At 71.5% G+C, this 24,326-nt stretch carries 22 protein-coding genes; 15 read left to right on the top strand and 7 right to left on the bottom strand.

Annotated elements, in window-relative coordinates; all coding sequences use genetic code 11:
• Positions 1 to 110 precede the first annotated feature (110 nt).
• Positions 111 to 1,484 (top strand): thioredoxin family protein, encoded by a 1,374-nt coding sequence (locus FOF48_RS17680; RefSeq protein ID WP_143903173.1) that lies wholly within the window; start codon positions 111 to 113, stop codon positions 1,482 to 1,484.
• Positions 1,485 to 1,517: 33 nt separating this feature from the next.
• Here FOF48_RS17680 and FOF48_RS17675 read toward each other — a convergent pair whose 3' ends face one another.
• Positions 1,518 to 2,666, bottom strand: coding sequence for a metallophosphoesterase (locus FOF48_RS17675; protein ID WP_143903171.1), 1,149 nt, complete (start codon positions 2,664 to 2,666; stop codon positions 1,518 to 1,520).
• 53 nt (positions 2,667 to 2,719) lie between these two features.
• A complete protein-coding gene (locus FOF48_RS17670; protein ID WP_255442313.1) occupies positions 2,720 to 3,847 on the bottom strand; it encodes a LuxR family transcriptional regulator in 1,128 nt (375 codons plus the stop codon).
• Positions 3,848 to 4,237: 390 nt separating this feature from the next.
• Here FOF48_RS17670 and FOF48_RS17665 point away from each other — a divergent pair, with 390 nt between their 5' ends.
• Entirely contained in the window at positions 4,238 to 5,413 is a 1,176-nt protein-coding gene (locus FOF48_RS17665; RefSeq protein ID WP_143903169.1) for an amino acid deaminase/aldolase, read from the top strand.
• Positions 5,414 to 5,417: 4 nt separating this feature from the next.
• Positions 5,418 to 6,770 carry a D-arabinono-1,4-lactone oxidase gene (locus FOF48_RS17660; RefSeq protein WP_143903167.1) on the top strand — a complete coding sequence of 451 codons (1,353 nt, stop codon included), beginning with the start codon at positions 5,418 to 5,420 and terminating at the stop codon, positions 6,768 to 6,770.
• A gap of 93 nt (positions 6,771 to 6,863) precedes the next feature.
• Here the strand turns inward: FOF48_RS17660 and FOF48_RS17655 are convergent, their stop codons facing one another.
• On the bottom strand, positions 6,864 to 7,463 hold the full coding sequence (locus FOF48_RS17655) for a hypothetical protein (protein WP_143903165.1): 600 nt from the start codon (positions 7,461 to 7,463) through the stop codon (positions 6,864 to 6,866).
• Between the two features lie 270 nt (positions 7,464 to 7,733).
• On the opposite strand from FOF48_RS17655, the gene FOF48_RS17650 reads away from it, so the two are divergent.
• Both FOF48_RS17650 and FOF48_RS17645 read left to right on the top strand, forming a co-directional pair.
• Positions 7,734 to 8,171: a hypothetical protein gene (locus FOF48_RS17650; protein WP_255442311.1), complete on the top strand. Its 438-nt coding sequence runs from the start codon at positions 7,734 to 7,736 to the stop codon at positions 8,169 to 8,171.
• Between the two features lie 161 nt (positions 8,172 to 8,332).
• Complete coding sequence (locus FOF48_RS17645; RefSeq protein ID WP_143903163.1) at positions 8,333 to 8,854, top strand: GreA/GreB family elongation factor; 522 nt, start codon at positions 8,333 to 8,335, stop codon at positions 8,852 to 8,854.
• 9 nt (positions 8,855 to 8,863) lie between these two features.
• Here FOF48_RS17645 and FOF48_RS17640 read toward each other — a convergent pair whose 3' ends face one another.
• On the bottom strand, positions 8,864 to 9,580 hold the full coding sequence (locus FOF48_RS17640) for a class I SAM-dependent methyltransferase (RefSeq protein WP_143903161.1): 717 nt from the start codon (positions 9,578 to 9,580) through the stop codon (positions 8,864 to 8,866).
• 125 nt (positions 9,581 to 9,705) lie between these two features.
• Here FOF48_RS17640 and FOF48_RS17635 point away from each other — a divergent pair, with 125 nt between their 5' ends.
• The 6 genes from FOF48_RS17635 to FOF48_RS17610 all read left to right on the top strand — a co-directional run bounded on the left by FOF48_RS17635 (position 9,706) and on the right by FOF48_RS17610 (position 14,438).
• Positions 9,706 to 10,188, top strand: a complete 483-nt coding sequence (locus tag FOF48_RS17635) for a hypothetical protein (RefSeq protein ID WP_143903159.1) — start codon at positions 9,706 to 9,708, stop codon at positions 10,186 to 10,188.
• Between the two features lie 130 nt (positions 10,189 to 10,318).
• Complete coding sequence (locus tag FOF48_RS17630) at positions 10,319 to 11,044, top strand: SDR family oxidoreductase (RefSeq protein WP_143903157.1); 726 nt, start codon at positions 10,319 to 10,321, stop codon at positions 11,042 to 11,044.
• Complete coding sequence (locus FOF48_RS17625; RefSeq protein ID WP_143903155.1) at positions 11,041 to 11,832, top strand: dihydroneopterin aldolase; 792 nt, start codon at positions 11,041 to 11,043, stop codon at positions 11,830 to 11,832. Before FOF48_RS17630 ends, FOF48_RS17625 begins: the two co-directional genes overlap by 4 nt.
• Before the next feature lie 92 nt (positions 11,833 to 11,924).
• On the top strand, positions 11,925 to 12,671 hold the full coding sequence (locus tag FOF48_RS17620; protein WP_143903153.1) for a queuosine precursor transporter: 747 nt from the start codon (positions 11,925 to 11,927) through the stop codon (positions 12,669 to 12,671).
• A 35-nt stretch (positions 12,672 to 12,706) separates the two neighbouring features.
• Positions 12,707 to 13,702 carry a hypothetical protein gene (locus tag FOF48_RS17615; RefSeq protein ID WP_143903151.1) on the top strand — a complete coding sequence of 332 codons (996 nt, stop codon included), beginning with the start codon at positions 12,707 to 12,709 and terminating at the stop codon, positions 13,700 to 13,702.
• Between the two features lie 73 nt (positions 13,703 to 13,775).
• Positions 13,776 to 14,438 carry a glutathione S-transferase family protein gene (locus FOF48_RS17610; RefSeq protein WP_143903149.1) on the top strand — a complete coding sequence of 221 codons (663 nt, stop codon included), beginning with the start codon at positions 13,776 to 13,778 and terminating at the stop codon, positions 14,436 to 14,438.
• Between the two features lie 65 nt (positions 14,439 to 14,503).
• Here the strand turns inward: FOF48_RS17610 and FOF48_RS17605 are convergent, their stop codons facing one another.
• The gene (locus FOF48_RS17605; protein WP_143903147.1) at positions 14,504 to 14,842 is read right to left on the bottom strand and encodes a hypothetical protein; all 339 of its coding nucleotides are present in this window, start codon (positions 14,840 to 14,842) and stop codon (positions 14,504 to 14,506) included.
• An 86-nt stretch (positions 14,843 to 14,928) separates the two neighbouring features.
• The gene (locus FOF48_RS17600) at positions 14,929 to 17,538 is read right to left on the bottom strand and encodes a U32 family peptidase (RefSeq protein WP_143903145.1); all 2,610 of its coding nucleotides are present in this window, start codon (positions 17,536 to 17,538) and stop codon (positions 14,929 to 14,931) included.
• Positions 17,539 to 17,811: 273 nt separating this feature from the next.
• Between FOF48_RS17600 and FOF48_RS17595 the strand changes: the two genes are divergently transcribed.
• From FOF48_RS17595 to FOF48_RS17580, 4 genes are all read left to right on the top strand, one after another.
• Complete coding sequence (locus FOF48_RS17595; protein ID WP_143903143.1) at positions 17,812 to 18,957, top strand: heparan-alpha-glucosaminide N-acetyltransferase domain-containing protein; 1,146 nt, start codon at positions 17,812 to 17,814, stop codon at positions 18,955 to 18,957.
• A 72-nt stretch (positions 18,958 to 19,029) separates the two neighbouring features.
• The gene (grxC, locus tag FOF48_RS17590; protein ID WP_143903141.1) at positions 19,030 to 19,308 is read left to right on the top strand and encodes a glutaredoxin 3; all 279 of its coding nucleotides are present in this window, start codon (positions 19,030 to 19,032) and stop codon (positions 19,306 to 19,308) included.
• Between the two features lie 139 nt (positions 19,309 to 19,447).
• Complete coding sequence (locus FOF48_RS17585; RefSeq protein WP_186001955.1) at positions 19,448 to 21,406, top strand: PAS domain S-box protein; 1,959 nt, start codon at positions 19,448 to 19,450, stop codon at positions 21,404 to 21,406.
• Positions 21,407 to 21,416: 10 nt separating this feature from the next.
• Positions 21,417 to 23,318, top strand: a complete 1,902-nt coding sequence (locus FOF48_RS17580; protein ID WP_143903139.1) for an ATP-binding protein — start codon at positions 21,417 to 21,419, stop codon at positions 23,316 to 23,318.
• 12 nt (positions 23,319 to 23,330) lie between these two features.
• Here FOF48_RS17580 and FOF48_RS17575 read toward each other — a convergent pair whose 3' ends face one another.
• A complete protein-coding gene (locus tag FOF48_RS17575; protein WP_143903137.1) occupies positions 23,331 to 24,203 on the bottom strand; it encodes a general secretion pathway protein GspE in 873 nt (290 codons plus the stop codon).
• Positions 24,204 to 24,326: the final 123 nt, after the last annotated feature.

Raw genomic sequence — 24,326 nt, 5'->3', positions numbered from 1 at the left:
GGCATAAGGGGCCATGCGCAAGACAGCACGCACGCCGCGCGCTGCCCAGACAAGTGTGCGCGCACTGTCGGAGAAGGACACCCTGGAGGAGGCGCGCTAGGGTGCGCCGCATGCGCTCCCTCCTCGCCTGCCTGCTCCTGTCGGGGTCCATCGCCTGCACGGCCACGAACGCCAACGCGCCCGTGGCCTCGGAGGCCCATGCGGATGGCCCGCTGCCCTTCATCCCGGACGACTACGCCCGCGCGCTCGCGGAGGCGAAGGCGAAGGGCGTGCCCCTCTTCGTCGACACGTGGGCGCCGTGGTGTCACACGTGCCGCTCCATGCGCGCCTACGTCTTCACGGACGCCGCCCTGGCGAAGCACGCGGGCCGCTTCGTGTGGCTGGAGCTCAACACCGACCTGACCCAGAACGCGACGTTCCAGGAGAAGTACCCGGTGGAGTTCTGGCCCACCTTCTTCATCATCGACCCGCGCGAGGAGAAGGCCCTCCTGCGCTTCGCCGGCAGCGCCACGGTGCCGCAGCTGGAGCGCCTCTTCGAGGACGGCGAGCGCGCGTACCAGGGCGGTGCCACCGGCGCGGACGCGCTGCTCGCCCGGGGCGACGCGCTCTACGGGGAGGGCAAGCCCGCGGAGGCCGCCGAGTCCCTGTCGCTCGCGCTCGCCGAGGCCCCCGCCGACTGGTCCCGCCGGGGCCGCGCGCTGGAGTCGCTGCTGATGGCCCAGTACGGGGCGAAGCAGTACGTGCCCTGCGCCCAGAAGGCGGTGGCGGAGCTGCCGAAGGTGCAGCGCTCGCTCAACCTGGCCAACGGCGTCCTCAACGGCCTCACCTGCGCGCTGGCCATTCCTGGTGGCACCCCCGAGGCCGCGGGCCTGCGCCACGCGCTGGAGGCGAAGGCGCGCGACGTGCTGTCGCCCCCCACCATCGCGATGTCGGCGGATGACCGCTCCGGCCTGTACGAGGTGCTGGTGGAGGCGCGCAAGGAGGACGGCGACTCCGCGGGCGCGAAGCAGGTGGCCCAGGAGTGGCTGACGTTCCTGGAGGGCGAGGCCGCGAAGGCGCCCAACCCCGAGTCGCGCACCGTGTTCGATTCGCACCGCATGCTCGCGGCGATGACGCTGGAGGCGCCGCAGCGGGCCATCCCCGCGCTGGAGCAGAGCGAGCGGGACCTGCCCCAGGACTACAACCCGCCCGCGCGCCTCGCGACGCTGTACCGCCTGTCGGGCCGGCTGGACGACGCGCTCGCCGCGAACGACCGGGCCCTGGCGCGCGTGCAGGGCGCGCGGAGGCTGTCCGTCCTCTCCGGCCGCGCGGACATCTACGTCGCCCGGAAGGACCCCGCCGCCGCGACGAAGACGCTGGAGGAGGCGCTGACCTTCGCGAAGTCGCTGCCCACGGCGCAGGTGTCGCCGCGTCAGGTGGAGGGGCTGGAGAAGAAGCTCGCCGGCCTCAAGGCTCCGGCCGCCGTTCCGGGCGCGGCGCCGTAGCACCCGCGCCCTCCGCCGTGCGCGCGGCGACCGCTACCGGGCCAGCGGCACCGCGCGCCGGGCGTCCAGGTCGAACAACTGGAAGTCCTCCGCCGCGCCCTCGCGCATGGCGCCATCGGTGAAGACCATCACCGCTTCGTCGGGGCCGGTCGCGGGCGGCGGGCCGTGCGCGTAGTCCACGCGCGTCCCGTCCGTCACCAGGGAGCGCAGCACGCCGTCGCGCGCCGGACCGGGTGACACCAATTCCCGCACCCGCTTGTCGCGCGTGTGGCCCACCACCTGCGTCAGGCCCAGGGGCAGGCGCCGGGGATCGAAGCGCCGCCGGGGCATGCCCCGCACGCGCTCCGCGTCCTCCGCCTGGAGGCTGGGCCGCTGGTAGAAGATGCCCAGCCCCTCGCCGTCCTTCGCGTTGCCGGGATGGTGCAGTCCCGGCAGCACGAGCGGCCCGCCCGTCCAGTCCGCCACCGCCCGGTCCATCACCCCGTTGAGCGCCGCCGCCACCGCGCTCGCGTCCGCCCACCGTTCAGGCGCGAGCCCCACCCGCTGGAGATCCTCGCGCGTGACGCCCGCGTGCAGCACCAGCAGGGAAGGGCCGGCCGCGTGCGCCACGCGGAACCGCCGCGCGCGCAGCAGGTGCTCCACCCACGCGCGCTGCGCCTCGGTCCAGGTGCTGAAGTCCCGCGCCGCCAGCTCCGCGGTGGGCAGTCCAGGCCAGCGCTGGAGGAAGGCCCGCTCCGCCGCCGCGTCCGTGGCGTCCCCCGCGTAGACCTGGTCCGCCTGGGCCTGGGCGGCGCGGAAGGTCGCGTCCGTGAAGTCCGCCAGCTCTCCCACGCGCCCCAGGTCGTGATTGCCCAGCAGCAGCACGGCTTGATCCGCCGGATGGGACGCGAGCCACGCCACGAACCGCAGGCCGCTTCGGGCCACCCGCTCGCGGTCGGCCGCGGGGCCCCAGTCGAAGTGGTCCCCCACCGACACCAGACACACGTCCGGGCGCAGCCCTCCGTCCCCGCCCAGCAACCCATGCAGCGAGAGGATGGACATCACCCGGTCGAAGTCCGCCTGCGGATCCCCCATCGCCACGTGCAGCGTGCGGGGGTGCCCATCCCCAGGGACCGCGTGCGGCCCCTTCGCCACGGCCGCGTCGGCGCGGGCCAGCGCCTGCTTCAGGAGCGCGTCATCCATGCCTCCATCCTACTCACGCCCCGCGCCGTGCCCACCGGCGCGAAGGGGCCGCGTCAGGACTGGAAGAAGCGCGAGATGAGCGCCGAGCGGCTCTCCACCTGGGCCTTGTTCAAGAGGTGCGTGACGTGCACCTCCACCGTGCGCTCGGCGCAGCCCAGGTGCAGGGCGATGGCCTTGTTCGTCTCTCCCTGCACCACGTGCTCCAGCACCTGCGCCTCGCGCGCGGTGAGCCCCCAGCGCTGGGTCAGCACCGGCAGCCGCGACGTCGGATCCATGGGCGGGCCCGGGTCCAGCACCAGGTAGTGGTCCGGCAGCCCCGGCGTGCGCAGCGGCCCGGAGGAGAACAGGGGGCCCGTGCCCGGCGGGCTGCGCAGACACTCGCGCACCTGCGCCGCCAGGCCCTGGGCGTCCTGCTCCCACCGCGCCTGCCCGGCCTTGTTGGTGTGCATCACCCGGCCGTTGAACGTGACGACCCACGCGGGCCGCCCCAGCACCTCCAGCGCCGCGCCCAGCGCGGGGCCCAGCAGCCCCGCCTCGCGCAGCCGCCGCTCCTGCGCCATCCGACGCTGGAAGGCGGGCGTCAGCGCTTGCATCAACCGCTGGTCGCGCTCCGTGAACGGCTCCGTCCGGAAGGCGCCCACCCAGCCCAGCAGCGTGTCACCCTCGCAGACCAGCACCCGCAGCTGCGCCATGTGCTCCAATCCCAGACGCCGGTACAGCTCCAGGATGCGTCCGGAGAACTGGGTCCGGGACTGCTCCCACTCCGCCTCGCTCAGCTCCAAACGCTCCCACAGCGGCCCCGTGCCATCTCCCGTGATGGGCAGGGCTCGCAAGGACTCCGACATCCCGACCGGAGAGAGGCGGAGCGGCCGGTTGCGCTGCGCCGGGGGCGGCTTCTCCGGGTCGTAATAGCCAAAGCGCGTCCCGGCCGGCGGCAGCGACGCGTCGAACATCTCGAAGAGCACCGACGCGGACTGGGTGAAGCCCACGCCATGCACGAAGGTCGTGTGATACCGGTCGGAACCCACATCCACGCCGTAGGCGGCTGTCCGCTCCGCGCGCAGCGCATGCCGGAGCGCGACCAGGGCCGCGGGCAGGGCCTCGGAGCCTGGCTCCATCCCCTCCAGCAGGCCCTCCAGCTCGCGCAACAGGCGTTGGTCCTCGGAAATCAAATCAATCACGATTTACTTACTATATCCGCTGGAGACAATTGGAAGACTTGTAAGGTCAGAAGAGGAATCAGCGCTTCTACCGTCTGCCCAGATGCAGCGTGATTTCTTGAGCACCGAGTCGTTTAAGACTCGCGTGATTTCCTCAATAGAAATGGCTTTCGGTGGACGGCACCATGACTGTCCGTGCCCTTCCGGGGGGGTGGGCCGACCCAGGAGTCGAAGAATCCGTGTGTGCGCGCGCCGGGCGTCCCCCCTGGGATGTCCGGCGCGCTGCCCCTTTCGCGCCCCTGACCTCCCGCCCTGTCCTCCAGCGCACGCGCCGGTGCCTCCGCTCGCTCGCGATGACGGGGCGCGGCGATGATGCGGCCTCCCGTCGAGTCAACGCCCGGAGGCCCTGACATGCCGCGTGATTACGCCTTCTACGCCCGTGCCCTGGAGGGGCGGCGGCTGCCGTTGGCCTTCGTGGACCTGGAGCTGCTGGGCGAGAACGCGGCGGCGCTGGTGCGGCGCGCGGGGGGGCTGCCGGTGCGGCTGGCCACCAAGTCGGTGCGGTGCGCGGCGCTGCTGCGGCGGGTGCTCGAAGGGTATCCCGGCTTCCGGGGGCTCATGTGCTTCAGCGCCGAAGAGGCCGTGCGCCTGCGCGAGCGCGGCTTTACCGACCTGCTCATGGGCTACCCCGTGGTGGACGCGGAGGCCCTGGCGGAGCTGTGCCGTCCGCCAGCGCCCGTGACGTTGATGGTGGACTCGGTGGAGCACGTGGCGCTCGCCGTCAGGGCCGCGCGGCGGCAGGGGACGCGTGTCCCGCTGTGCCTGGATGTGGACCTGTCGGTGGACCTGCCGGGGCTGCGCTTCGGCGTGCACCGCTCGCCGCTCCGCGCGCCAGAGGACGCGCTGGCGGTGGCGAAGCACATCGCGTCGGAAGGGGACGCCGTGTTCCTCGCGGGCGTCATGGGCTACGAGGCGCAGCTCGCGGGAGTGCCGGACGCGGCGCCGCACGCGGGGGCGAAGAACCTGGCCATCCGCGCGCTCAAGCGGGGCTCGGTGGGCCGCGTGCACGCGCGGAGGCAGGCGGTGGTGGCCGCGCTGAAGGGCGCGGGGTTCCCGGTGCGCTTCGTGAACGGCGGCGGCACCGGCAGCCTGGAGTCCACGCGCGAGGACCCGAGCGTGACCGAGCTCACCGCGGGCAGCGGCCTGTATTCGCCCGCGCTCTTCGACGGCTACCAGGGCTTCCACCACCAGCCCGCGGCGGCCTTCGCGATCCCCGTCACGCGCCGTCCCGGCCCGGGCCTCTTCACGCTGCAGGGCGGCGGCTACGTGGCCTCTGGTTCGGCGGGCTCGGACAAGCAGCCCGTGCCCTATCTGCCGGAGGGCGCGAAGCTCCTGTCGCTGGAGGGCGCGGGGGAGGTGCAGACGCCCATCGCGTACGCGGGCCCGGTGCCGCTGCCCCTGGGCGCGCCGGTGTTCTTCCGTCACGCGAAGGCGGGCGAGCTGTGTGAGCACTTCCGCACGCTGCTGCTCATCTCCGGAGGGCGCGTGGTGGACGAGGTTCCGACCTACCGGGGCGAGTGGGGATGACGGCATGACGACCGACGCGGTGAAGGTGAAGACGTGGCGCAACTGGTCCGGCGCGGTGGTGGCGCATCCGTCCGGCTTCCTCCGGCCGGACTCCGTGGAGGCGCTGAAGGCCGCGCTCCGCGATGCGGGAGCCACCGTGCGGGTGGTGGGCAGCGGCCACTCGTTCCCGCCGCTGTGCGCGACGGACGAGACGATGGTGTCGCTCGAAGCGCTGCACGGCCTCGAGTCCGTGGACGCCGCCGCGCGCGAGGCCGTGGTGTGGGCGGGCACGAACCTGCGGGAGCTGGGGGGGCTGCTCGCCTCGCACGGCCTGGCGATGGAGAACCTGGGCGACATCAACAAGCAGTCGCTGGGCGGCGCGCTGGGCACGGGCACGCACGGGACGGGCATGGGGCTGGGCATCCTGTCCACGCAGGCGGCGGCGATGACGCTCGTCACCGCGAGCGGGGACGAGGTGACGTGCTCGGAGGACGCGTCACCGGAGCTGCTCCAGGCCGCGCGTGTGTCATTGGGGGCGCTGGGGGTGGTGACGCGGGTGCGGCTGCGGTTGCTGCCCGCGTACCGGTTGCGGCTGACGCGCCGGAACCTGGGGCTGGAGGAGTGCCTCGCGGGCCTGGACGAAGCGCGGACGCGCCACCGGCACTACGAGTTCTTCTGGTTCCCGCACTCGGACCGCGTGATGACCAAGGCGATGGACCTCACGGACGAGGCCCCCTACGGGGTGGGCGTGGGTCGCTGGCTCAACGAGATGGTGATGGAGAACGCGCTCTTCGGCGCGGTGAGCCGCGCGTGCCGGATGCGGCCCGCGTGGTGCGCGCCGGTGAGCCGCTTGTCCGCGAAGCTGGCGTCGGAGGGGGTGCTGGCGGGTCAGAGCCACGCGCTGTTCGCCACGCCGCGCCTCGTGCGCTTCCAGGAGATGGAATACGGCGTGCCGGTGGAGCGGGGCCCGGACTGCCTGCGCGAGCTGTCCGAATACATCACGCGCGAGAAGCTGCCCGTGCACTTCCCGGTGGAGTACCGCTTCGTGCGCGGGGACGACGTGTTCCTCAGCCCGGCGCATGGCGGGGACCGCGCCTTCATCGCGGTGCACCAGTACCGGGGCATGCCGCTGGAGCCGTACTTCTCTGGCGCGGAGGCCATCTTCCGCAACCATGGCGGCCGGCCGCACTGGGGCAAGCTGCACACGCAGACGGCGGCGACGCTGAAGCACCTGTATCCGCGCTGGGATGACTTCCAGCGCGTGCGCGAGCAGCTGGACCCGGAGGGACGGTTCCTCAATCCCTATCTGCGTCGGCTCTTCCTGGAGGAGCGGTCCGGTCATACGCGGCGCGAGCCCGGCGGCGCACGGCTCGCGTAGCACCGGGGGCCGCCGTGGAAGCCGCGGCGCCCGGGTGCCTCGCCGCCGCTCCGACGCGGACGCGGTGCTCCAGGGCATGTGACCTGGAGCGCGTCACTCCCCGCGCACAGGTCCGTTGGGAGGAAGGGCCGTCGCCAGGGGGAGGTCCCGGGAGAAGTCCCGAGACCCTTCCGGCAGGGCCGGCTCGACTTCGCCCTCCGCCAGGAGTGGCGCGGGCGGGGCGTAGACGATGGGGATGTCGCCGCTGAACAGCGGTCGGCTGGAGGCCCCGGCCAGGGCGCCAATGAACACGCAGATGGCGTGCAGCACGCTCCAGGCGGTGAAGCCCAGCCCGGAGAAGATGCGCACGGTGCCCACGCCGAAGACATCGAAGGCCACGTAGAGCGTCACGGGCACCACGACGGCGGTGACGAGCGCGGCGCTCAGCGCGCGACGTGGCTGTCCCGCGTGGAAGCCGCCGAACGCGCCGGCCAGCAGGCCGTTGAACATCGGGAAGAAGAACGTGCTCAGGCTGATGAGCACCATCGTCAACACGCTCACCTTGAAGCGGTTGTGCTTCCACGCGATGGAGCTGTCCTCCACCACGCGGAGGTCCGCTGGAACCTCCACGTAGTCGATCCGCTCATGCGGCAGGGCTTCCACGCGCTGCGCCAGCTCCCGGTTCGCGGGGACGTCCGTATCGGTCTCATCCATGGAGCCTTGGCCTCCGTACGGGCGGGGGTAGGACGGTGCCCGGACATGGTTGAGATGGTGCTGGAAGCGGGCAGGTGGAAGGGCCGAGGGCTCCACCGGTCCCCGGGGAGGAGGGCGCACGCCATGCCTGCTCGCCGGGAATTCCGCGACGCGGCGTGAGGGCGGATGCCGCACACGGCGACCGTGACGCACGGGAGACTTGGCGTCCGGTGGCTGGCGGCTATGCTGCCGCGCCCCTGTCTTACCGTCTTCACAGCCTGGATGGATTCCATGAGCCTTCGCCGCAACCTGCTGACCGTCGCTGTCCTCTCCTCCGCGCTGCTGTCGGCGTGCTCGCTGCGCCCGCGCTACAACGACATCGTGCACGCGAATGGCGCCACGGCACTCCAGGAGGATCAGCTCGTGGTGCTGCGCGTGACGGATGCGCAGACCGGCCAGCCGGTGAAGGGCGCCAAGGTGCTGGGCGGCGAGTACCGCAACCACCTCAACGCCGTCAGCGATGAGAACGGCGAGATCTCCCTCAAGGTCTCCAAGGATCTGGCGAAGGAGAACCCGCTGGTGGAGGTCGTGCTGCCCAAGGGCGTGCACGGCTACAAGCTCCAGCTCGTCCCCTCCGGTGAGGCCCCCGCGCCCGAAGGCGCGACCATCGCCCCCGCGGAGACGGCGCCCGCCACGCCCGAGCAGACCGGCTCCGACGCGGGCGTCTGAGCCCCGGTTCAAGGCAACCCCTGAATCAGGCGCCTGCTCCATGGGCGCCTGAGCGCGGCCCCCCGCCGGTGAGCGCCGCCCCTGGAGTGCGGGCGAGCGGGCGGCCCTCGCGTGCGAATCCCGGGAAAGGTTGAGAAGTCTCCTGGGAGGAGGGCGGGCCCATGTCGAAGGCATTCACGAAGGAAGATGGGGGCGGTGACGAGGGGCTGACCCCCGAGCGTCCCCGGCCGGCGTCGGCGGCGCGGCGCTACATCACCCCGGAAGGCTACCGCGCGCTCCAGGAGGAGCTGCTGGCGTCCCAGGGGCCAGAGCCCCGGGACTGGCCGGAGCTGGAGGCCGCCGTGCGCAGGCGCGAGCGGGAACGCCGGGCGCGCGAGCTTGCCGCCATCCTGGAGGACGTGCGGGTGGTGGAGCCGGATCCCTCGCAGGCGGGCCGCGTCTTCTTTGGCGCGTGGGTGGTGCTGGAGGACGAGGACGGCGCGCGCGTGCGCTATCGCATCGTCGGCCCGGATGAAGCGGACGTGAAGGCGGGCCGCTTGAGCGTGGAGTCCCCGCTGGCGCGAGCGCTCCTGGGCAAGGAGGCGGGCGAGGCCGTCCAGGTGGAGCGCCCGCGCGGCGCGGTGGAGTACGAGCTCCTCGCGGTGGAGTACGCGGAGTCCGAAGCCGCGGTGCCCGCCCCTTGAGCGGCGCGCTCAGCGCTTCGTCGCGATGACGGTGACGAGGCGGCCGAAGGGCTCCGGCATGTCGCCCTCGCGCACCTCGACGTCGAGCCCCTCCGCCTCCAGCAGGGCGCGGGCCCGGGGCACGAGGAACGTCAGGTAGTACATGACGAACGGCGGCTTCCAGAGCGCGTTGCGCACGCGCATGGCCGCGTTGAAGCCCTTCGCCACCCAGTAGCCGGGGTTCAGCGCGGACGGCGGCTGTCCGGTGACGAAGACGAAGCGGCCTCCTGGCTTCAGCGCGCGAGCGATGCCGCGCACGAGCCGGGGCTCGTCCTCCTCCACGATGTGCCCGAAGGCGCCGAAGCTGGTGATCAGGTCGAACGCCGCGTCGAAGGGCAGCTCCCGCGCGTCGCCCCGCACGAAGTCGAACGCCGCGGTGCCCGGCGCCTCCGCGACGCGCTGGCGCGCTTCGTCCAGCATGCCCTGGCTCAGGTCGAAGCCGACGACGCGCTCGCGGCACAGCGGGCGCAGCACGCGCATCGCGGCGCCGGTGCCGCAGCACACGTCCAGCGCGGCCCCCACGCTTCCAGGCGGGCCCACCCGCGCGAGCGCCGCCTTGAGCACCGGATCCGGCGTGCGGAACGGCGTGTGCTCGAACTTGGGCGCGAGCAGGTCGTAGCCCTGCTCGACGGAGGTGAGGGCCTGCCGGGCGAGTTCCCGGAGGGTGGGGCCGTCTCGGTGGAACATGGACCGAGGTGTACCCACATCCCCCCCGCCCCGCCACCCGGGTTCACGAAGACCCGAGCGGATTTGAATGTCCTGCTGGGGGCTGCGTCAGTCAGGACAAGCAACTCGGACGGAGGATGGAAGACATGGCTTTCAAGCTCGGACTCGCGACCCTGGCCTTCGGTGCACTGCTGCTCGGTTCCTCCACGTCGTTCGCGGCGGACTGGCGCGGCCCGACGCAGGCGGATGCGCGGTGGGGCGGCCAGGAGCACCGCGGTGGCTGGGAGGTGCCCCAGGGCCAGGCGTTCCGCTACGACGACGACGACGCGAAGACGCGCCGCTTCATGGGCTGCCGCGGCCCGAACTGCAACTACGGGCCCATGCCGCGCCCGGTGGATGCCCGGGGCCGCTACGAGTTGCAGACGGTGGAGCGCTGGGTGCCGGCGCGCTACGAGCAGGTCTGGGTCCCGGAGCAGTGCGTGTCCCGGGGCCGCCACGGCCGCCACACGCGCTGCACGCCGGGCTACTACGACCAGCGCTACGTCCCGGGCGGCTACCAGGCGGTGACGGAGTGGGTCTGGGTGCCCTACAGCGGGCGCCGCTGGGTGACGGTGGTCTACCACCCGTAGCGAGGACTTCAGGGGGACGACGCAGGGCAGTGAACGCGGGGCGGTGCCTGGAGAGGGGGTTCTCCAGGTGCCGCCCCGCGGTGTTTCGTGCGTGAAGGCGCCGAGCGGGCCTGTTAGGCAGGGCCCGCATATGGGGACCGCATTCATCACGGGCGCGGGCGTGCGCATTGGAAGCGCGGTGGCGCGCGCGCTCGGCCGGGCTGGCTACGACCTGGCGCTGCACGCGCACCGCTCCCTGGCGCCGCTGGAGTCCCTGGCGGCCGAGCTCCGGGCGCTGGGGCGCGAGGTCACGCTGTACAGCGGTGACCTGTCCGACCCGGCCGCCGTGGACGCGCTGGGCGCGCGGATCCGCCAGGCGCATCCGGCGCTGGACGTGGTGGTCCACAACGCGGGGCTCTACGAGCGGGTGGACTTCGCCGCGGTGGACCGCGAGCAGTACCGCCGCATGCTCGGCGTGAACCTGGACGCGCCGTTCTTCCTCACGCAGGCGCTGCTGCCCTCGCTTCGCGCGGGGAGGGATCCGGTGGTCGTGCACCTCACCGACATCGGCGGGGAGCGGGCGGTGAGCCACTACGCGCACTACTCGGTGAGCAAGGCGGGGCTCGTGATGTTGACGCGCGCGCTGGCGGTGGAGCTGGCGCCGCACGTGCGGGTCAACGCCATCTCCCCGGGGGTGGTGGCCTTCCCGGAGGACTTCGACGCGGCGGCGCGGGAGGCGGTGCTCCAGCAGGTTCCGCTGGGGCGTGAGGGCAGCGTGGAGGACGTGGCGCGCCTGGTCGTGTTCCTCGCGCGCGAGGCGCCGTATCTCACCGGGCAGGTCATCGCCGTGGATGGCGGAAGGAGCGCGCGGCTATGAGCGAGGAACCGGCGTTGATCCACCCGATCGTGACCGACGCGCAAGGCCGTCCGCTGGATGTGATTCAGCTGCGGGGGCTCACGGCGGACTGCATCGTGGGCGTCTACAACCGGGAGCGCGTGACGCCCCAGCCGCTGCGCCTGGACGTGGCGCTCTTCCTGGATGCGCGGCAGGCCGCGGTGGGGGGGAAGCTGGCGAACACGGTGCATTACGGGCGGCTGGCCGGAGAGCTGCGCTTCCTCCTGGATGCGTGCCGCTTCGAGCTGCTGGAGTCCGCGGCGGAGGCGGTGTGCCGCTACCTGCTGGCGCCGCCCACGGACGCGGCGCCGCACGCGCGGGTGCGAGCCGCCACGGTGCGAGTCACCAAGCCGGAGGCGCTGAGCGGGTGGGCCATCCCCTCGCTCCAGATGCACCGGACCTCCGATGAGATGGTGTACCGGACGGAGGAGCGGCCATTCGGGCGGGTGGATGTCATCCACGAGGGGGCCACGTACGGGGTGTACCGGCTGCGGGTGGATCCGGGTGGGGTCATCCCGCCGCGCGCGGACGGGCACACGGAGGGCAGCGAGCTGGTGCTGGGCGCGGGGATGCTGCTCCAGGGGCAGGGGGTGGGGCGGGGCATGGCGTTCCAGGGGCCGGGCGTGTTCACGCACCGCTACGGCAACCCGACAGGGACGGAGCAGACGGTGGTGGGGGTGTACCGGCCGCGGCTGGTGTTCTCGGAGGGGCGGGGTGGGGAGGCGGTGCAGCCCGTGGATCCAGGGGCCCAGTACTACCTGCCCGAATAGGAACAGCGAGCGGGCGGGCGGTGGGTGGCGCAGCGACGGGGCCTGGAGGGTGTGCTAGCTCTAGGGGCGGCTCGCTGTTGAAGGACGCATGGATGAACCTGGACCGGCGGATTCAGCTTTTCGTGGCGCTCGCGGGGCTGTTTGTCACCTCGCTGGTGGTGGGTGACATCATCGGGGTGAAGCTGTTCGAGGTTCACCTGGGGCCGGTGGTCGCGGTGATGTCGATGGGGATGTTGCCGTTCCCGGTGACGTTCCTGCTGACGGACATCCTCAACGAGTTCTACGGCAAGAAGGCCGCGCGGTTCGTGACGTGGGTGGGCTTCTTCATGGCCATCTTCACGTTCGCGATCGTCTCCGTGTCGGTCGAGATTCCGTGGGCGCCGATGACGGAGGCGAAGGACTACATCGGCACGGTGGCGCCGTCGTTCAACAACGTGTTCGGTGGTTCGCAGCGCATCCTGATGGCGTCGATGGTGGCGTATCTGGTGGGGCAGTTCTCGGACATCGCGGTCTTCAACCTGCTCAAGCGGGTGACGAACAATCGGATGTTGTGGCTGCGGGCCACGGGTTCGACGGTGGTGTCGCAGCTCATCGACACGGTGGTGGTGCAGTTCGTCGCGTGGACGGGGGTGTTGCCCCGGGAGGTCATCTTCCGGATCATCTTCACGTCGTACGCGGTGAAGCTGTTGATAGCGATTGGCCTCACGCCGCTCGTCTACCTGGGGCACACGCTGGTGGAGCGCAAGCTGGGCATTTCGCCGGTGGTGCTGGGCGCGGACGGTGAGCCGGTGAACCTGACGCCCGCCAGCCCCGAGCCCCCGCCAGCGGCCATGGCCTGACATGCGGTAGACTGCGGGGGACAGGAGGGAGTCCCATGCAGTTCACGCTGACAGACGATCCGCCGCCCATGTTCGGGTTATTGGCAACTTTTCTGCTGATGTTTCTCTTCCTGGTGCCGTGGGTCGCGCTGCCGCTGGTGCTCTGGCTGAGGCGGGGCGCTCGGGACAGTCATGACGTATTGAGCCTGAAGGCTCCGTCGCCGTGGACCCGCACCCTGGGCATCCGCGAACTCATGGGTTGGGCCTGCTCGGGCGCCGTATTCATGGGACCGCTGTTGTGGCTTGCCATCATCGTTGTGAAGGAATACCGGAAGCTCGGCCTGGGCGAAGCACGCTTCGACATCCAGCCGTGGAGCATCGAGGCATTCTTCTCGGGCCTCGTCGTGGCCACGCCGGTGATCGTGTTGCTGTTCATGCGTTGGCTGGGGCAGGGGGCTGGAATGTCCCGAGACGGCTCTCGTGGACGCGTCAGTCTCGCGCAGCGTTTGGGTGACCTGGTGGGCTGGACTGGAGTGACGGCGATGCTCGTCGTCCCCAGCTTGTTCAGTGTGCGGGCTCTTATCGGCGTCTTGGTCACGATCGGGCAGTGCTACTACTTCCAGTTCGGACCGCCGCCGGCTCGGATCCTCGTGCTCCTGGGACTGGATCGTGCCGGGCCTTGGGATTTCGCGATGATTCTCGTCGTCTTTGTGACCACTGCGATTCTGCTCGCGTCGTGGCGACGACTGGATGTCTCCCCTCAAGATGTCCTGCGGTCGGTGACGCAGTCGGGTCGAAGCTTCTTTTCGGCCTTGCAAGACTTCATGTCATGGGCCTGCATCGCGGCCCTGTTCATCGGGCCATTGCTGCTCGGCATGGCGTTTCTCATCAACGTGGATGGCATGTTTCTGGACCACTTCGACGAGACGCTTGTTGGCGTCGAACCCAACTCCTGGGGCTGGTTCGCCGCGATGACGCTGCTGCTCGGCCTGCTGCGCGTGCGGTGGCTGCGCACGGCTTCGACGCGTCAGGACGTGCTCCACATCGCGTGAGTCAGCAGCGGCGCAGGAGCCGGAGCGAGGTGATTCCTCGACAGCGGGCGGGTCCGCCAAGGAGAATGATCGAATGATCACGCTCTACGGCTTCGGCCGCGTCAACTCGAAGGTCGTGGGGCTCACGCGCGACTTGCGCGTCCTGTGGACGCTCGAGGAGCTGGGTGTGCCCTACCGGGTGCATGGCGTGGATCACCCCGCGGGGGAAACCCGGAGCGAGGAGTACCGGCGGCTGAACCCCTTCGCTCAGGTGCCGGTGCTCGAGGACGAAGGCTTCGTGCTCACCGAGACGGGGGCGATCCTGCTGTACCTGGCGGAGAAGACGGGCCGCTTGATGCCCGCGGATTTCCAGGGCCGGGCCCAGGTGACGCGCTGGTGCTTCGCCGCGCTCAACACCGTGGAGCCCCCGCTGTTCCAGATCGTGATGATCGATCTGCTCGGCGACGCCGACCCCACCGGCGCGCAGCGGCGTCCCGGGATGGTGAACCATGCCGAGCTCCATCTGACAGCGCTCGAGGACTGGCTTCGGGTGCGTCCGCATCTCGCCGGTGAGGCCTTCACCGTGGCGGACATCCTGATGACCACGGTGCTGCGCGAGGTGCGCAACGCGGGCGTGCTCGACCGCTTCCCCCGGGTCTCCGCCTACCGCGAGCGCTGTGAGGCACGGCCCGCCTGGCGGCGGACCTTGGATGCCTATGAGCAGCGGCTCGGGGCCCCGGCGGGCAGCGCGCGTTAGCGTGTGCCCGCGAAGGACCTCCTCGCCGGGCCCCCTCGACCTGTCTCGCGGAGATGCCCTGGGGCCTAGCACGGCTCCGGCGCATTCACGCAGCACTGCTCCGGCTCATCCACGCACTTTCCGGCGGGGTGATTCAGACAGCAGAGCAGGCCCGAATAACAGTACATGGTCCCATTCGGGGTGCTCTCCCTGACGCCACAGGGCAGATCGTTCGGCGTCACAGGCCTGCACGCGGAGTCGATGCAGCCCAGGCCCTCCTCACAGTCGTCGTTGTCCGCGCAATACTTCAGGCCCTGCTCCACCGAGGCCGTCTCTGGCGCGGCGCTGTCCTTCACCCCGCCACAGCCCGTCAGCGCACCGAAACCCAGCACCGCGAACATCACCAGTCCACGCAGCTTGTTCATGCCCATCTCGCTTGTCCTTGAAGGAGGGGCTGACAAGTCTAGAGGGCCGGGTCTGCCATTGATAGGGGACCCGGCCCCCATGAACCTCAGCGTGTGTTTGGAGCTGGGTGCTTGAGGACCTGCATGGTGCCGCGCGTGACCCCGAACTGCTCATGCACCGCCGCGCGCTTCACCGCCTCCGCGGGTGCCAGCCGGCCCGCGAGCAGCTCCTGATACGCGGCCAGCACGCGCGCGGCCTCCTCCCGCGTCTCGCGCACGAACTCCACGCGGAAGCGCCGCACGCCGCGCTCCAGCAAGCGCGGCACCAGCGACGCCGCGCTCTGGGCCTGCGCGTTGAACACCGTGTTGCGGCACCCCACGTCCACGATGACCGGGTGCTCCAATCCCAGCCGGTCCTTGAGCGCGATGGCGTGCTTCTCACACGGCCGCCCACAGGCCTTGTAGTCGCGCCCGTTGGACAGCGTGTGCGAATACACGCAGTGCTCCGTGTGGAACGTGGCGATGTGGTGATGCAGCGCCACCGCGAACCGGTGCGCTGGCGCCTTCTCCAACAAGGCGAAGAGCTGCTCCGAGTCCAGGTCGTGCGACACCGTCAGCGTGTCCAACCCCAGCCCCAATAGGTGGGAAGCCGTCAGCGAGTTCGTGACGTTGAGGGAGAAGTCCCCGTGCAGCACCGGCCGCGCCGCGCCCGCCGGCTGCTCCAGGAAGTGCATCATCGCGCCCCAGTGCCGCACCAGCACCGCGTCGGGTCGCAGCCGGTCCAGCCGCGTGTCGTAGCCCTCCTCGCCCGGCTTCTGCACGCGCACCGTCGCGATGGTGACGCGCAGCCCCGCCGCGCGCGCCCGCTCCACCGCCTTCTGGAGCCCCACCATCTCCATCCAGTCCAGCTCCACCTCGCCCAGCCCGGCCGCGATGGCCGCCTCCAACTGCGCCGCGTTCCGGCACAGCGGCAGCAACCGCGGCGCCTCCGGCTCCGGCCGCGCCACCACCCGCGCCAGCAATCCCTGGCGCACGCCGTCCTCCACCGCCTCCGTGCTCACGGTCCGCGCGGGCCCGCGCTCCACGTCCGCCGTCAGCTCCGCCACCAGCTGCCGGCGCAGCGCCTTCAGCTCCGACACCGGCAGGTGCAGCCCCGGCGCCAGTCCAGACGCGTCCAGCGCCGCCAGATGGAACGACGTCCCACCCAGCGCGGCCAGCTTGTCCTTGAGCAGCGCCGCATCCACGCCCGCGCCGCGTGAAGGCGCCAGCAGCGTCGTTCCCACCGCCTCCCGCGTGTAGCGCCCGGTGCTCATCCGCACGCGCAGCGGGGTGCCCTCCGCGCCCGTCACCCAGAGCGACAGCGGGATGCGGCCCTCGGGCTCGCCCTCCGCGAGCAGCCCCTCCGTGCGCCGCGCGAGCGCCGGGTCGCTGTTGAGCCACACGCGCTGCCCCGGCGCCACCCGGCCCAGGTCCGGCCCGGGATGGCCGAAGCCCAGCACCCACGCGTCGCCCTCGCGCTCCACGCGGAAGATGGGGCCGCCCGGCTCGTGCTTGTCCTCGGGCGCGCCCGCGTCGAACACCACGCCCATGCCCGGGCGCGGATCCACGTCCGCGGGGTCCGGCTCGCCGGTCAGCGGCGCCGACACCGCGCCCGAGGGCGCCTCCGGCCGCGCATCCCCCAGGCCCAGCGCGCCCGTCCACGGCCGGTCGTCCGGCACCACGAGCACGTCCTTGCCCGCCACGGCGTGCACCCGGCCCAGGTACAGCCCCCGGTGCTTGGGAAAGCGCCCCTCCACCAGCGTCTGGTGGTCCGACCCCGCCAGGAACCCGTGCGAGAACCCCCGGCTGTATGACAGCGACATCTCCGCCAGGTCCTTCGCCAGCCGCGCCCCGTCGGGCCTCCCCTCCATCACCCCGTCCAGCCACCGACGGTAGCCCTGCACCGTGCTGGAGACGTACTGCGGCCCCTTGAGCCGGCCTTCAATCTTCAGGCTGTGCACGCCGATGTCCGCCAGCTCCGGCACCGCCCTCACGCCCGCCAGGTCCTTGGGGCTGAGCAGGTACTTCACCTCGCCCAGGTCGCGTGTCTCACCATCCACCACCAGGTCGTACGGCAGCCGGCAGGACTGCGCGCACTGGCCCCGGTTGGCGGACCGGCCCCCCCACGCCTCGCTCGTGAGGCATTGGCCGCTCCACGACATGCAGAGCGCCCCGTGGATGAAGACCTCCAACTCGATGTCCGTCTGTGACGCGAGCCGGCGAATCTCCGCCACCGACAGCTCTCGCGGCACCACCATCCGCGTGAAGCCCAGCCCCGTGGCGAACCGCGCCCCCTCCGCGCTGGACAGCGTCATCTGCGTGGACGCGTGCAGCTCCAACTGGGGGCACACCGCCCGCGCCAGCAGCGCCACCGCGGGGTCCTGCACGATGAGCGCGTCCACTCCCGCCCGCGCCACCCCGCGCAGCAGGTGCTCCACCACCGGCAGCTCCGGCTCGAACACCAACGTGTTCAGCGTCACGTAGGCGCGCGCGCCCGCCCGGTGGATGAGGCCCACCGTCTCGGACAGCCGCTCCAGTGAGAAGTTTTCCGCGCGGGCCCGCGCGTTGAACCCCTCGTCGAGCCCGAAGTAGACAGCGTCCGCGCCACTGGCGAGGGCGGCACGCAACGACTCCAGGTCACCGGCGGGGGCGAGGATTTCGGGGCGTCGGGGAGACATGGCTCCTACCTAGCACGACCTCCGCTGTCCCTCTCCCCCCGGTGTCTGCCCACCCCCCAGACAGGCGTCCGGCGCACCCCGTCAATCTCCACCCAAAGCGATACGGGTGATTGGCGCGACAATGATTCCAGTGGGAAAGGTTTAGCAGGCCAAATGTTTGTCATTAATCACGGGGGTGATATCCCCTGAGGCAGGCGCGCCGGGCAGGCACCCGCGACTTGCGGGTGGGGGATGCCATCAACGCCGCGCGCCATCTTCCGAAAGGGATAGCCAATGGAACGCGAGCGGATGTCGGGGGCGCGGTCCGCCTCTGGACGGCTGGAAGCGGTGGATGCCATGCGGGGCACGGTGATGTTGCTCGTGTTCCTGTCGCACTTCGCGGATGCGTATCTGTATCCGCTGGGCGGCGAGGCCGCGCACCTGCGCGAGCGGATGAACCTGCTGACGATGATGGCCACGCCCGGCTTCATGGTCATCAGCGGCCTGATGCTGGGGCTGCTGCACTCGCGAAGCCGGGACTTCGGTCCCCTGCGCGAGCGGCTCCAGCGCCGGGGCCTGTTCCTGCTCACCGTGGGCCACCTGCTCATCGTGCCCACCTGTCGCTTCTGGGCGAACGAGCCCCTGTACCTGCTGCGCATCCTGCCGGTGACGGACACCATCGGGCTGGCGCTGCTCGTGGGGCCGTGGGTGGTGACGCGGCTGGACGGACGCGCGCGCGCCTGGCTGGGCGTGGGGCTGTTCGCGCTGAGCTGGACGGTGAGCCTGTGCTGGTGGCCGGAGGCGGCCGTGGCCCGCACCCTCAAGGAGGCGCTCTTCGGGCAGCGCGAGCTGTCCGTGCTCCTCTCCAGCTTCCCGGTGGTGCCGTGGCTGGGCGTGTACCTGGTAGGCAGCATGTTCGGGGAGTGGCTGGGGACCTGGGGCCGCGCGGACGTGAAGGGCGTGGCGCGGCGCTTCGAATTCGTGGGCCTGGGCATCGCCACCTTCGGCGGCGGCCTGGTGGTCCTCCACATCGCGGTGCGCCACCTGTGGCAGGGCGCCGGCTTCACCACGCTGATGGCGCTCACCTCCCAGGCGCAGAAGTACCCGCCGGGGCCCGCCTACGTCGCGCTCTACGGCGGCACGGTGCTCGCGGTGATGGGCCTGCTGATGCGCGCGGAGCAGGCCGGGTACCTGTCGCGCTACCTGCGCGCGGCGAGCGTCATCGGTCGGCACTCGCTGTTCGCGTTCATGCTCCAGTTCTACGTGTACTACGTGGGCCTGTACCTGCTGCGCCTGCACTACACGCCGCTGTGGCCGCTGCTGTTCGTCTTCAGCGCGGTGCTCCAGTGGAGCGCGCTGTACGCGTGGGACCTGCGCGGCCGTGCCCGCGAGGCCTCCGCGCGTCTGCCGGCGGGTGTCCCCGTGCCCGGCGCTCGCTGAGGCGGGCAGGCAGGGGAGCGAGCCCTGGCGAAGGGCCTCGGGCGTCCCCATCCTTCGGGACAGGAGGCCGTGATGCTCGAGGTCGTCGTCTACATGAAGCGCACCTGTCCCTATTCGCGCCAGGCCATGGACCTGCTCAACGAGAAGGGCTGCGAGTTCCAGAAGGTGGACGTCGCCGCGAACGAGGAGCGGCGCGCTGAGATGGAGGAGCGCTGCGGCCGTCACACCGTGCCGCAGATCTTCATCGCGGGCCGCCACGTCGGCGGCTGCGACGACCTGTATGCCTTGGAGGAGCGCGGGGAGCTGGACGCGCTGCTCTGCGGGAGCGCGGGGGACTCCACCGCGCCCTGACGCGTGCCTTGAAGCCGTGCCCCGGGCGGGAGCCATCCCGGGGGCGCGGCGCCGGACCCGGGGGCTTTCGCGGCGGGCTGCCCCTGACCCCGGGGGTTGTGTAGACTCCGGGGCCCCTCGCTCCGGAGTCCTCCGAACCGTGTCGGCCCCGTCGGAACCCGCCTTCGGCATCGTCCTGGTCCCCCCGGGCTCGGTGGCCCGAGAACCCCTGAACATCGCGGCCGAGCGCGCGGGCCTCCGCGTGGTGGACGACCCGGACGACGCCGCCCTCGCGCTGGTGGACCTCACCGCCCCCGGCTGCGGCCCCGCCGTGGTGGAGCTGCTCACCTCGCTCAACGGGCCGCACCTCACGCTCATCGCGCTGGTGTCGCCGGATCCGCGCGGCTTCGCCGCCGTGGACACGCTGCGCCCCACGGACATCCTCACCCACCAGGGGCTGCCGCACGAGCTCACCTGGCGCCTGCAGCGCGCCGCGGAGCGACACCGCGAGCGCGAGGAGCAGGCCCGCAGCCAGACGGACCTGGCGCTGCTCCTGGAGCTCACCGCCGACTACGCGGAGAGCTCCGACGTGGAGGCGCTCCTGCACGGCGTCACCCGGCGCCTCGCGGAGCAGCTGGACATCGCGCGCGCCACGCTGGTGATGGTGGGCGGTGGCGTGGACGAGGGCGTCATCGTCGCCGCCAGCGACGACCCGGGCATGAAGGACCTGCGCATCGACCTGGCGCGCTACCCCGAGATCCGCGAGGTGGTCCGCACCGGCAAGCCGGTGGTGATGCAGGAGGCGGCCACGCACCCGCTGCTGGGCGACCTGGAGCGCCGCGCCGTGGCCGCGCGAGGCATCCACGCCATCGCCGCGCTGCCCCTGCCCATCCGGGGCGAGGTGCGCGGCGTGCTGCTGCTGCGCGCGGCCGGCCGCCGGCGGGCCTTCAGCACGCGCGAAATCGACTTCCTCACCACGGTGGCGCACGCGACGGCGGTGGCGCTCCGGAGCGCGTCGGTGCTCCAGTCGGTGCAGACCGCGCGGCTGGCGGCGGAGGAGAAGGCCGCGTCCTTCAAGCCCTACCAGCTCTTCTTCGCCCACGTGAGCGAGGGCGTGGCCATCCTCGACGACGAGGCGGGCGTGCTGTCGCTCAACCCCTCCGGCGCGATGATGCTGGACACGACCGCCAGCGAGGCGCGGGGCAAGCACCTGAATCAAATCACCCAGCCGGTGGACGACGGGGTGCTGATGGAGCTGGTGACCTCCGCGTCGCGCGGCGAGGCGCGCATGGGCGTGGACGTGGTGGTGCGCACGCCGGCGGGCCGCTGCCTCACGCTGTCCATGTCCGCGGCGCCCCTGCGCGACGAGGACGCGGCCACCATCCTGTCCTTCCGCGACGTGACGCACGCGCGCAAGCTGGAGGACGAGCTGCGCAACACGAAGGACTTCCTGGAGCGGCTCATCGACTCGTCGGTGGACGCCATCATCGCCGCGGACCTGAAGGGGCGCATCATCCTCTTCAACAAGGGCGCGGAGGCGATGTGCGGCTACACCGCCCAGGAGGCGCAGGAGAAGCTCACCGCCCTCCAGCTGTACCCGCCCGGTGTCGCCCAGCGCATCATGGCGCAGATCCGCAGCCCGGAGATGGGGGGGCGCGGCCGGCTGTCCCTCACGCGCCAGGAGCTGATGCACCGCTCCGGTGAGCGCGTGCCCGTCAACATGACGGCCTCCATCGTCTACGAGGGCGGCCGCGAGTCCTTCAGCGTGGGCATCTTCACGGACCTCCGGGACCGGGTGCAGCTGGAGCGCAAGCTGTCGGACGTGGAGACGCGCCTGGAGGAGAGCGAGAAGAGCGCCGTCATCGTCGCGCTCGCCGGCACCGCGGCGCACGAACTCAACCAGCCCCTCACCTCCGTGATGGGCTACGCGGAGCTGCTCAAGCGCAAGCTCAAGGAGGAGGACTTCGCCTGGAGGCCGGTGGACATCATCTACCGCGAGGCGGAGCGCATGGCGGAGATCGTCCGCAAGATTGGGAAGATCACCCGCTACGAGACGAAGTCGTACGTGGGCGCGCAGCAGATCCTCGACCTCGACAAGGCGACCTCCCATGAAGAGTGAGGTCCGTGCCATGCGTCCCTCCGGAACCCTGGCCCCCGACGCCTTCCAGGCCTTCTTCGACGCGCTCGACGAGCCCGTGGCGGTCTGCGACGCGGCCCTGCGCATCGCGGCGGTGAACCCCGCGCTGCGCCGCTTCTGCGCCGAACACGACGTCACCGTGGACGGGATGGCGGAGGCCCTGGTGGGCGCCACCCCGCCGGAGGATGGCGAGTCCCACGAAGTGGACCTGGTGCTCCCGAGCGGCACCTCCCTGGTGCTCACCCTGTCGCGCAAGGCGGACACCGTCGCGGTGCGCGCCCGGCTGGACACGGAGATCATCAGCGGCCGGCTGGTGGTGGCGGAGCGGGCCCTGCTGGAGCAGGCGCGCACCGAAGGCGTGCTCCTGGACCTGGGCCGCAGCGTGGCGGAGGCGGGCGGCGAGGAGGAGCTGGTGGCCGCGGTGGCGCGCGGCGTGAAGGAGCTGTTCCCCGCCCGCGCCTTCTGCATCCGCATCGTGGATGCGCGCACCGGCGGCCTCACGTCGCTCTACGCGGAGGGGCGCCTCAAGGAGGGCGCGCATGAACCGCTGGTGCTCTTCCAGCGCTCGGTGGAGAAGACGAACCTGACGGTGACGTCGCTGCCGCAGGGCCGCGTGACCATCTCGGAGGAGGTGCCGCTGCTCTTCCACGGGAGCACCCGCGCGGTGAGCGCCCCCCTGGTCGCGAGCGGCCAGCTCTTCGGCGCCATCAACATGGAGTACCCGGAGGGGCTGGACGCGGACCCCGCGCACGACGAGCGCGTGCTGCTCCAGCTGGCCAGCCAGGTCGCGGTCGCGGTGAAGAACGCGAAGCTCATCGACGAGCTGACGTTCGTGCGCAAGTACCTGGAGGAGCTGCTGGAGAAGGCCAACGCGCTCATCCTGGTGGTCAACCGGGACAAGCAGGTGGTGGTCTTCAATCAGGCCCTGAGCGCGCTCACCGGCCTCTCCAAGGAGCAGGTGCTGGGGCGGGACCTGTCCTCGCTCGTGCCGGACAGCGAGCACCTGCGCATGGCGCCCGTGCTGGCCGCGGCCATGCGCGGCGAGTCCGTGAACAGCTTCGAGACGCGCCTGCTCACCCGCGACGGCGGCGAGGTGCGCGTGTCCTTCGCCACCTCCTCCATGCTCACCCAGCCCGGGGAGGTGGAGGGCGTCATCGCCATTGGCCAGGACGTCACGGTGGTGAAGGAGCTGGAGAAGCGCATCATCCACGCGGAGAAGCTGGCCTCCATTGGCCAGCTGGCGGCCAGCGTGGTGCATGAAATCAACAACCCGATGACGGCGGTGGCCACGTACGCGGACGCGCTGCTCCAGCGCTCGCGGCTGACGCCGGGCGCGAACCCGGCGGACCAGGAGAAGCTGAAGAAGATATTGGAGAGCAGCCACCGCATCCTGCGCTTCACCCGCGACCTGGTCAGCTACGCGCGGCCCGCGCAGGACCGGCCGGAGCGGGTGTCGCTCAACGCCGTCGTGGACATGGCGGTGGGCTTCTGCGAGCACGTCGTGTCCCAGGCGCGCGTCACCGTGCACCGCGACTACGCGGAGGACGTGCCGCCGGTGGCCGCCGTGAGGGCCAACCTGGTGCAGGTGTTCGTCAACCTGGTCACCAACGCCTGCCACGCGATGCCGCCGGGCGGACAGGTGCACCTGTCCACGGTCCAGGAGGGGCAGGAGGCGGTGGTGCGCGTGCGCGACACCGGCACCGGCATCGAGCCGCGCAACCTGTCGCGCATCTTCGAGCCCTTCTTCACCACCAAGCCGGAGGGGCGCGGCACCGGCCTGGGCCTCTCCATCTGCCAGGGCATCGTGGAGAACCACGGCGGACGGCTGAGCGTGGAGAGCACCGTGGGGCAGGGCACCCTCTTCACGGTGCGGCTGCCGCTGGCGGAGGACTGAGCGGGCGGGGCTTCAGTCCTCGCCGGCTTCGTCGTCCAGCTCGCGCCGGAACTCCTCGTTCGTCAGCAGGCCCTTGCGCGCCATGATGCGCATCAGCGCCCAGAAGCGCCGCTCCAGCTCCTCCAGCCGGTCCGGCTCCTCGCGCGCCGCCTGGCCGAAGAGGTAGTCCAGGTCGTCCAGCACGCCGCCCCCGGAGGAGGCCGGGCGCGCCTTGGCCTTGTCCCCCGCGGCCCCCGCGCCGCCGCGCTTGCGCTTCGCCTGCTCCTCGCGCTCGCGGATGAGGTCCGCCAGCGACGTGCGCTGCGTCTTCTCCGACGCCGGCAGCTCCTCGCCGACGATGACCTCCTCGTCGTCGTCCTCCACCGACGAGGGGCGCGCGGGCGGCGGCGCGGGCCGGGCCGGCCGCGCCGGGGACGGGCTGGGACGGGGGCCCGTGGCCACGGGCACCTTGTGGTAGTAGCGCAGGATGGCGCCCCGCACCGCGGACAGCGCCGTCACCCGGCCGCTCACCTTCATGCCGCTGGTGAACTCGATCTCCTCGATGGCGGTGATGTTGAGCGGATCCGCCATGGCCACCACCAGCTGGCGCCGGCCGCCCACGTTCTCCAGCGCGTAGGGGAACAGGTCGTGCTGCTCGCAGAACCGCGCGCGCAGGAAGTGCACCGCCGCCCAGTCCGGGGTGATCGCCGCCAGGTCCACCTGGGGCATCTCCAGCGCCTCGCTCAACGCCTGCGCGAGCGTCGCCTCCGTGATGGCGCCCTGCCCGATGAGCGTCACGCCCAGCCGCTGCCGCGTCTGTCGCTGCGCCGCGAGCCCCGCCTCCAGCTGGGCGGGGGTGATCGCGCCGCGTTCCACCAGCAGCTCGCCAATGCGCTTTCGGGCCATGGTTTCCTCGCCTAGCACGCCGCCTGGAGACGCCCAAAGGGGTGGCACGCGCGTTGCGCAATCAACGGTGGAGTGCCCGCCATGTGCCCTGTCCAGCGACTTGGCAAGCCGCGCGCCAACGCA

This window comes from Corallococcus sp. Z5C101001 (genome assembly GCF_007352635.1).
GTDB lineage: Bacteria > Myxococcota > Myxococcia > Myxococcales > Myxococcaceae > Corallococcus > Corallococcus silvisoli.
Note: the sequence above shows the minus strand (reverse complement) of the source record. Positions and strands in the feature narration are given on the sequence as shown.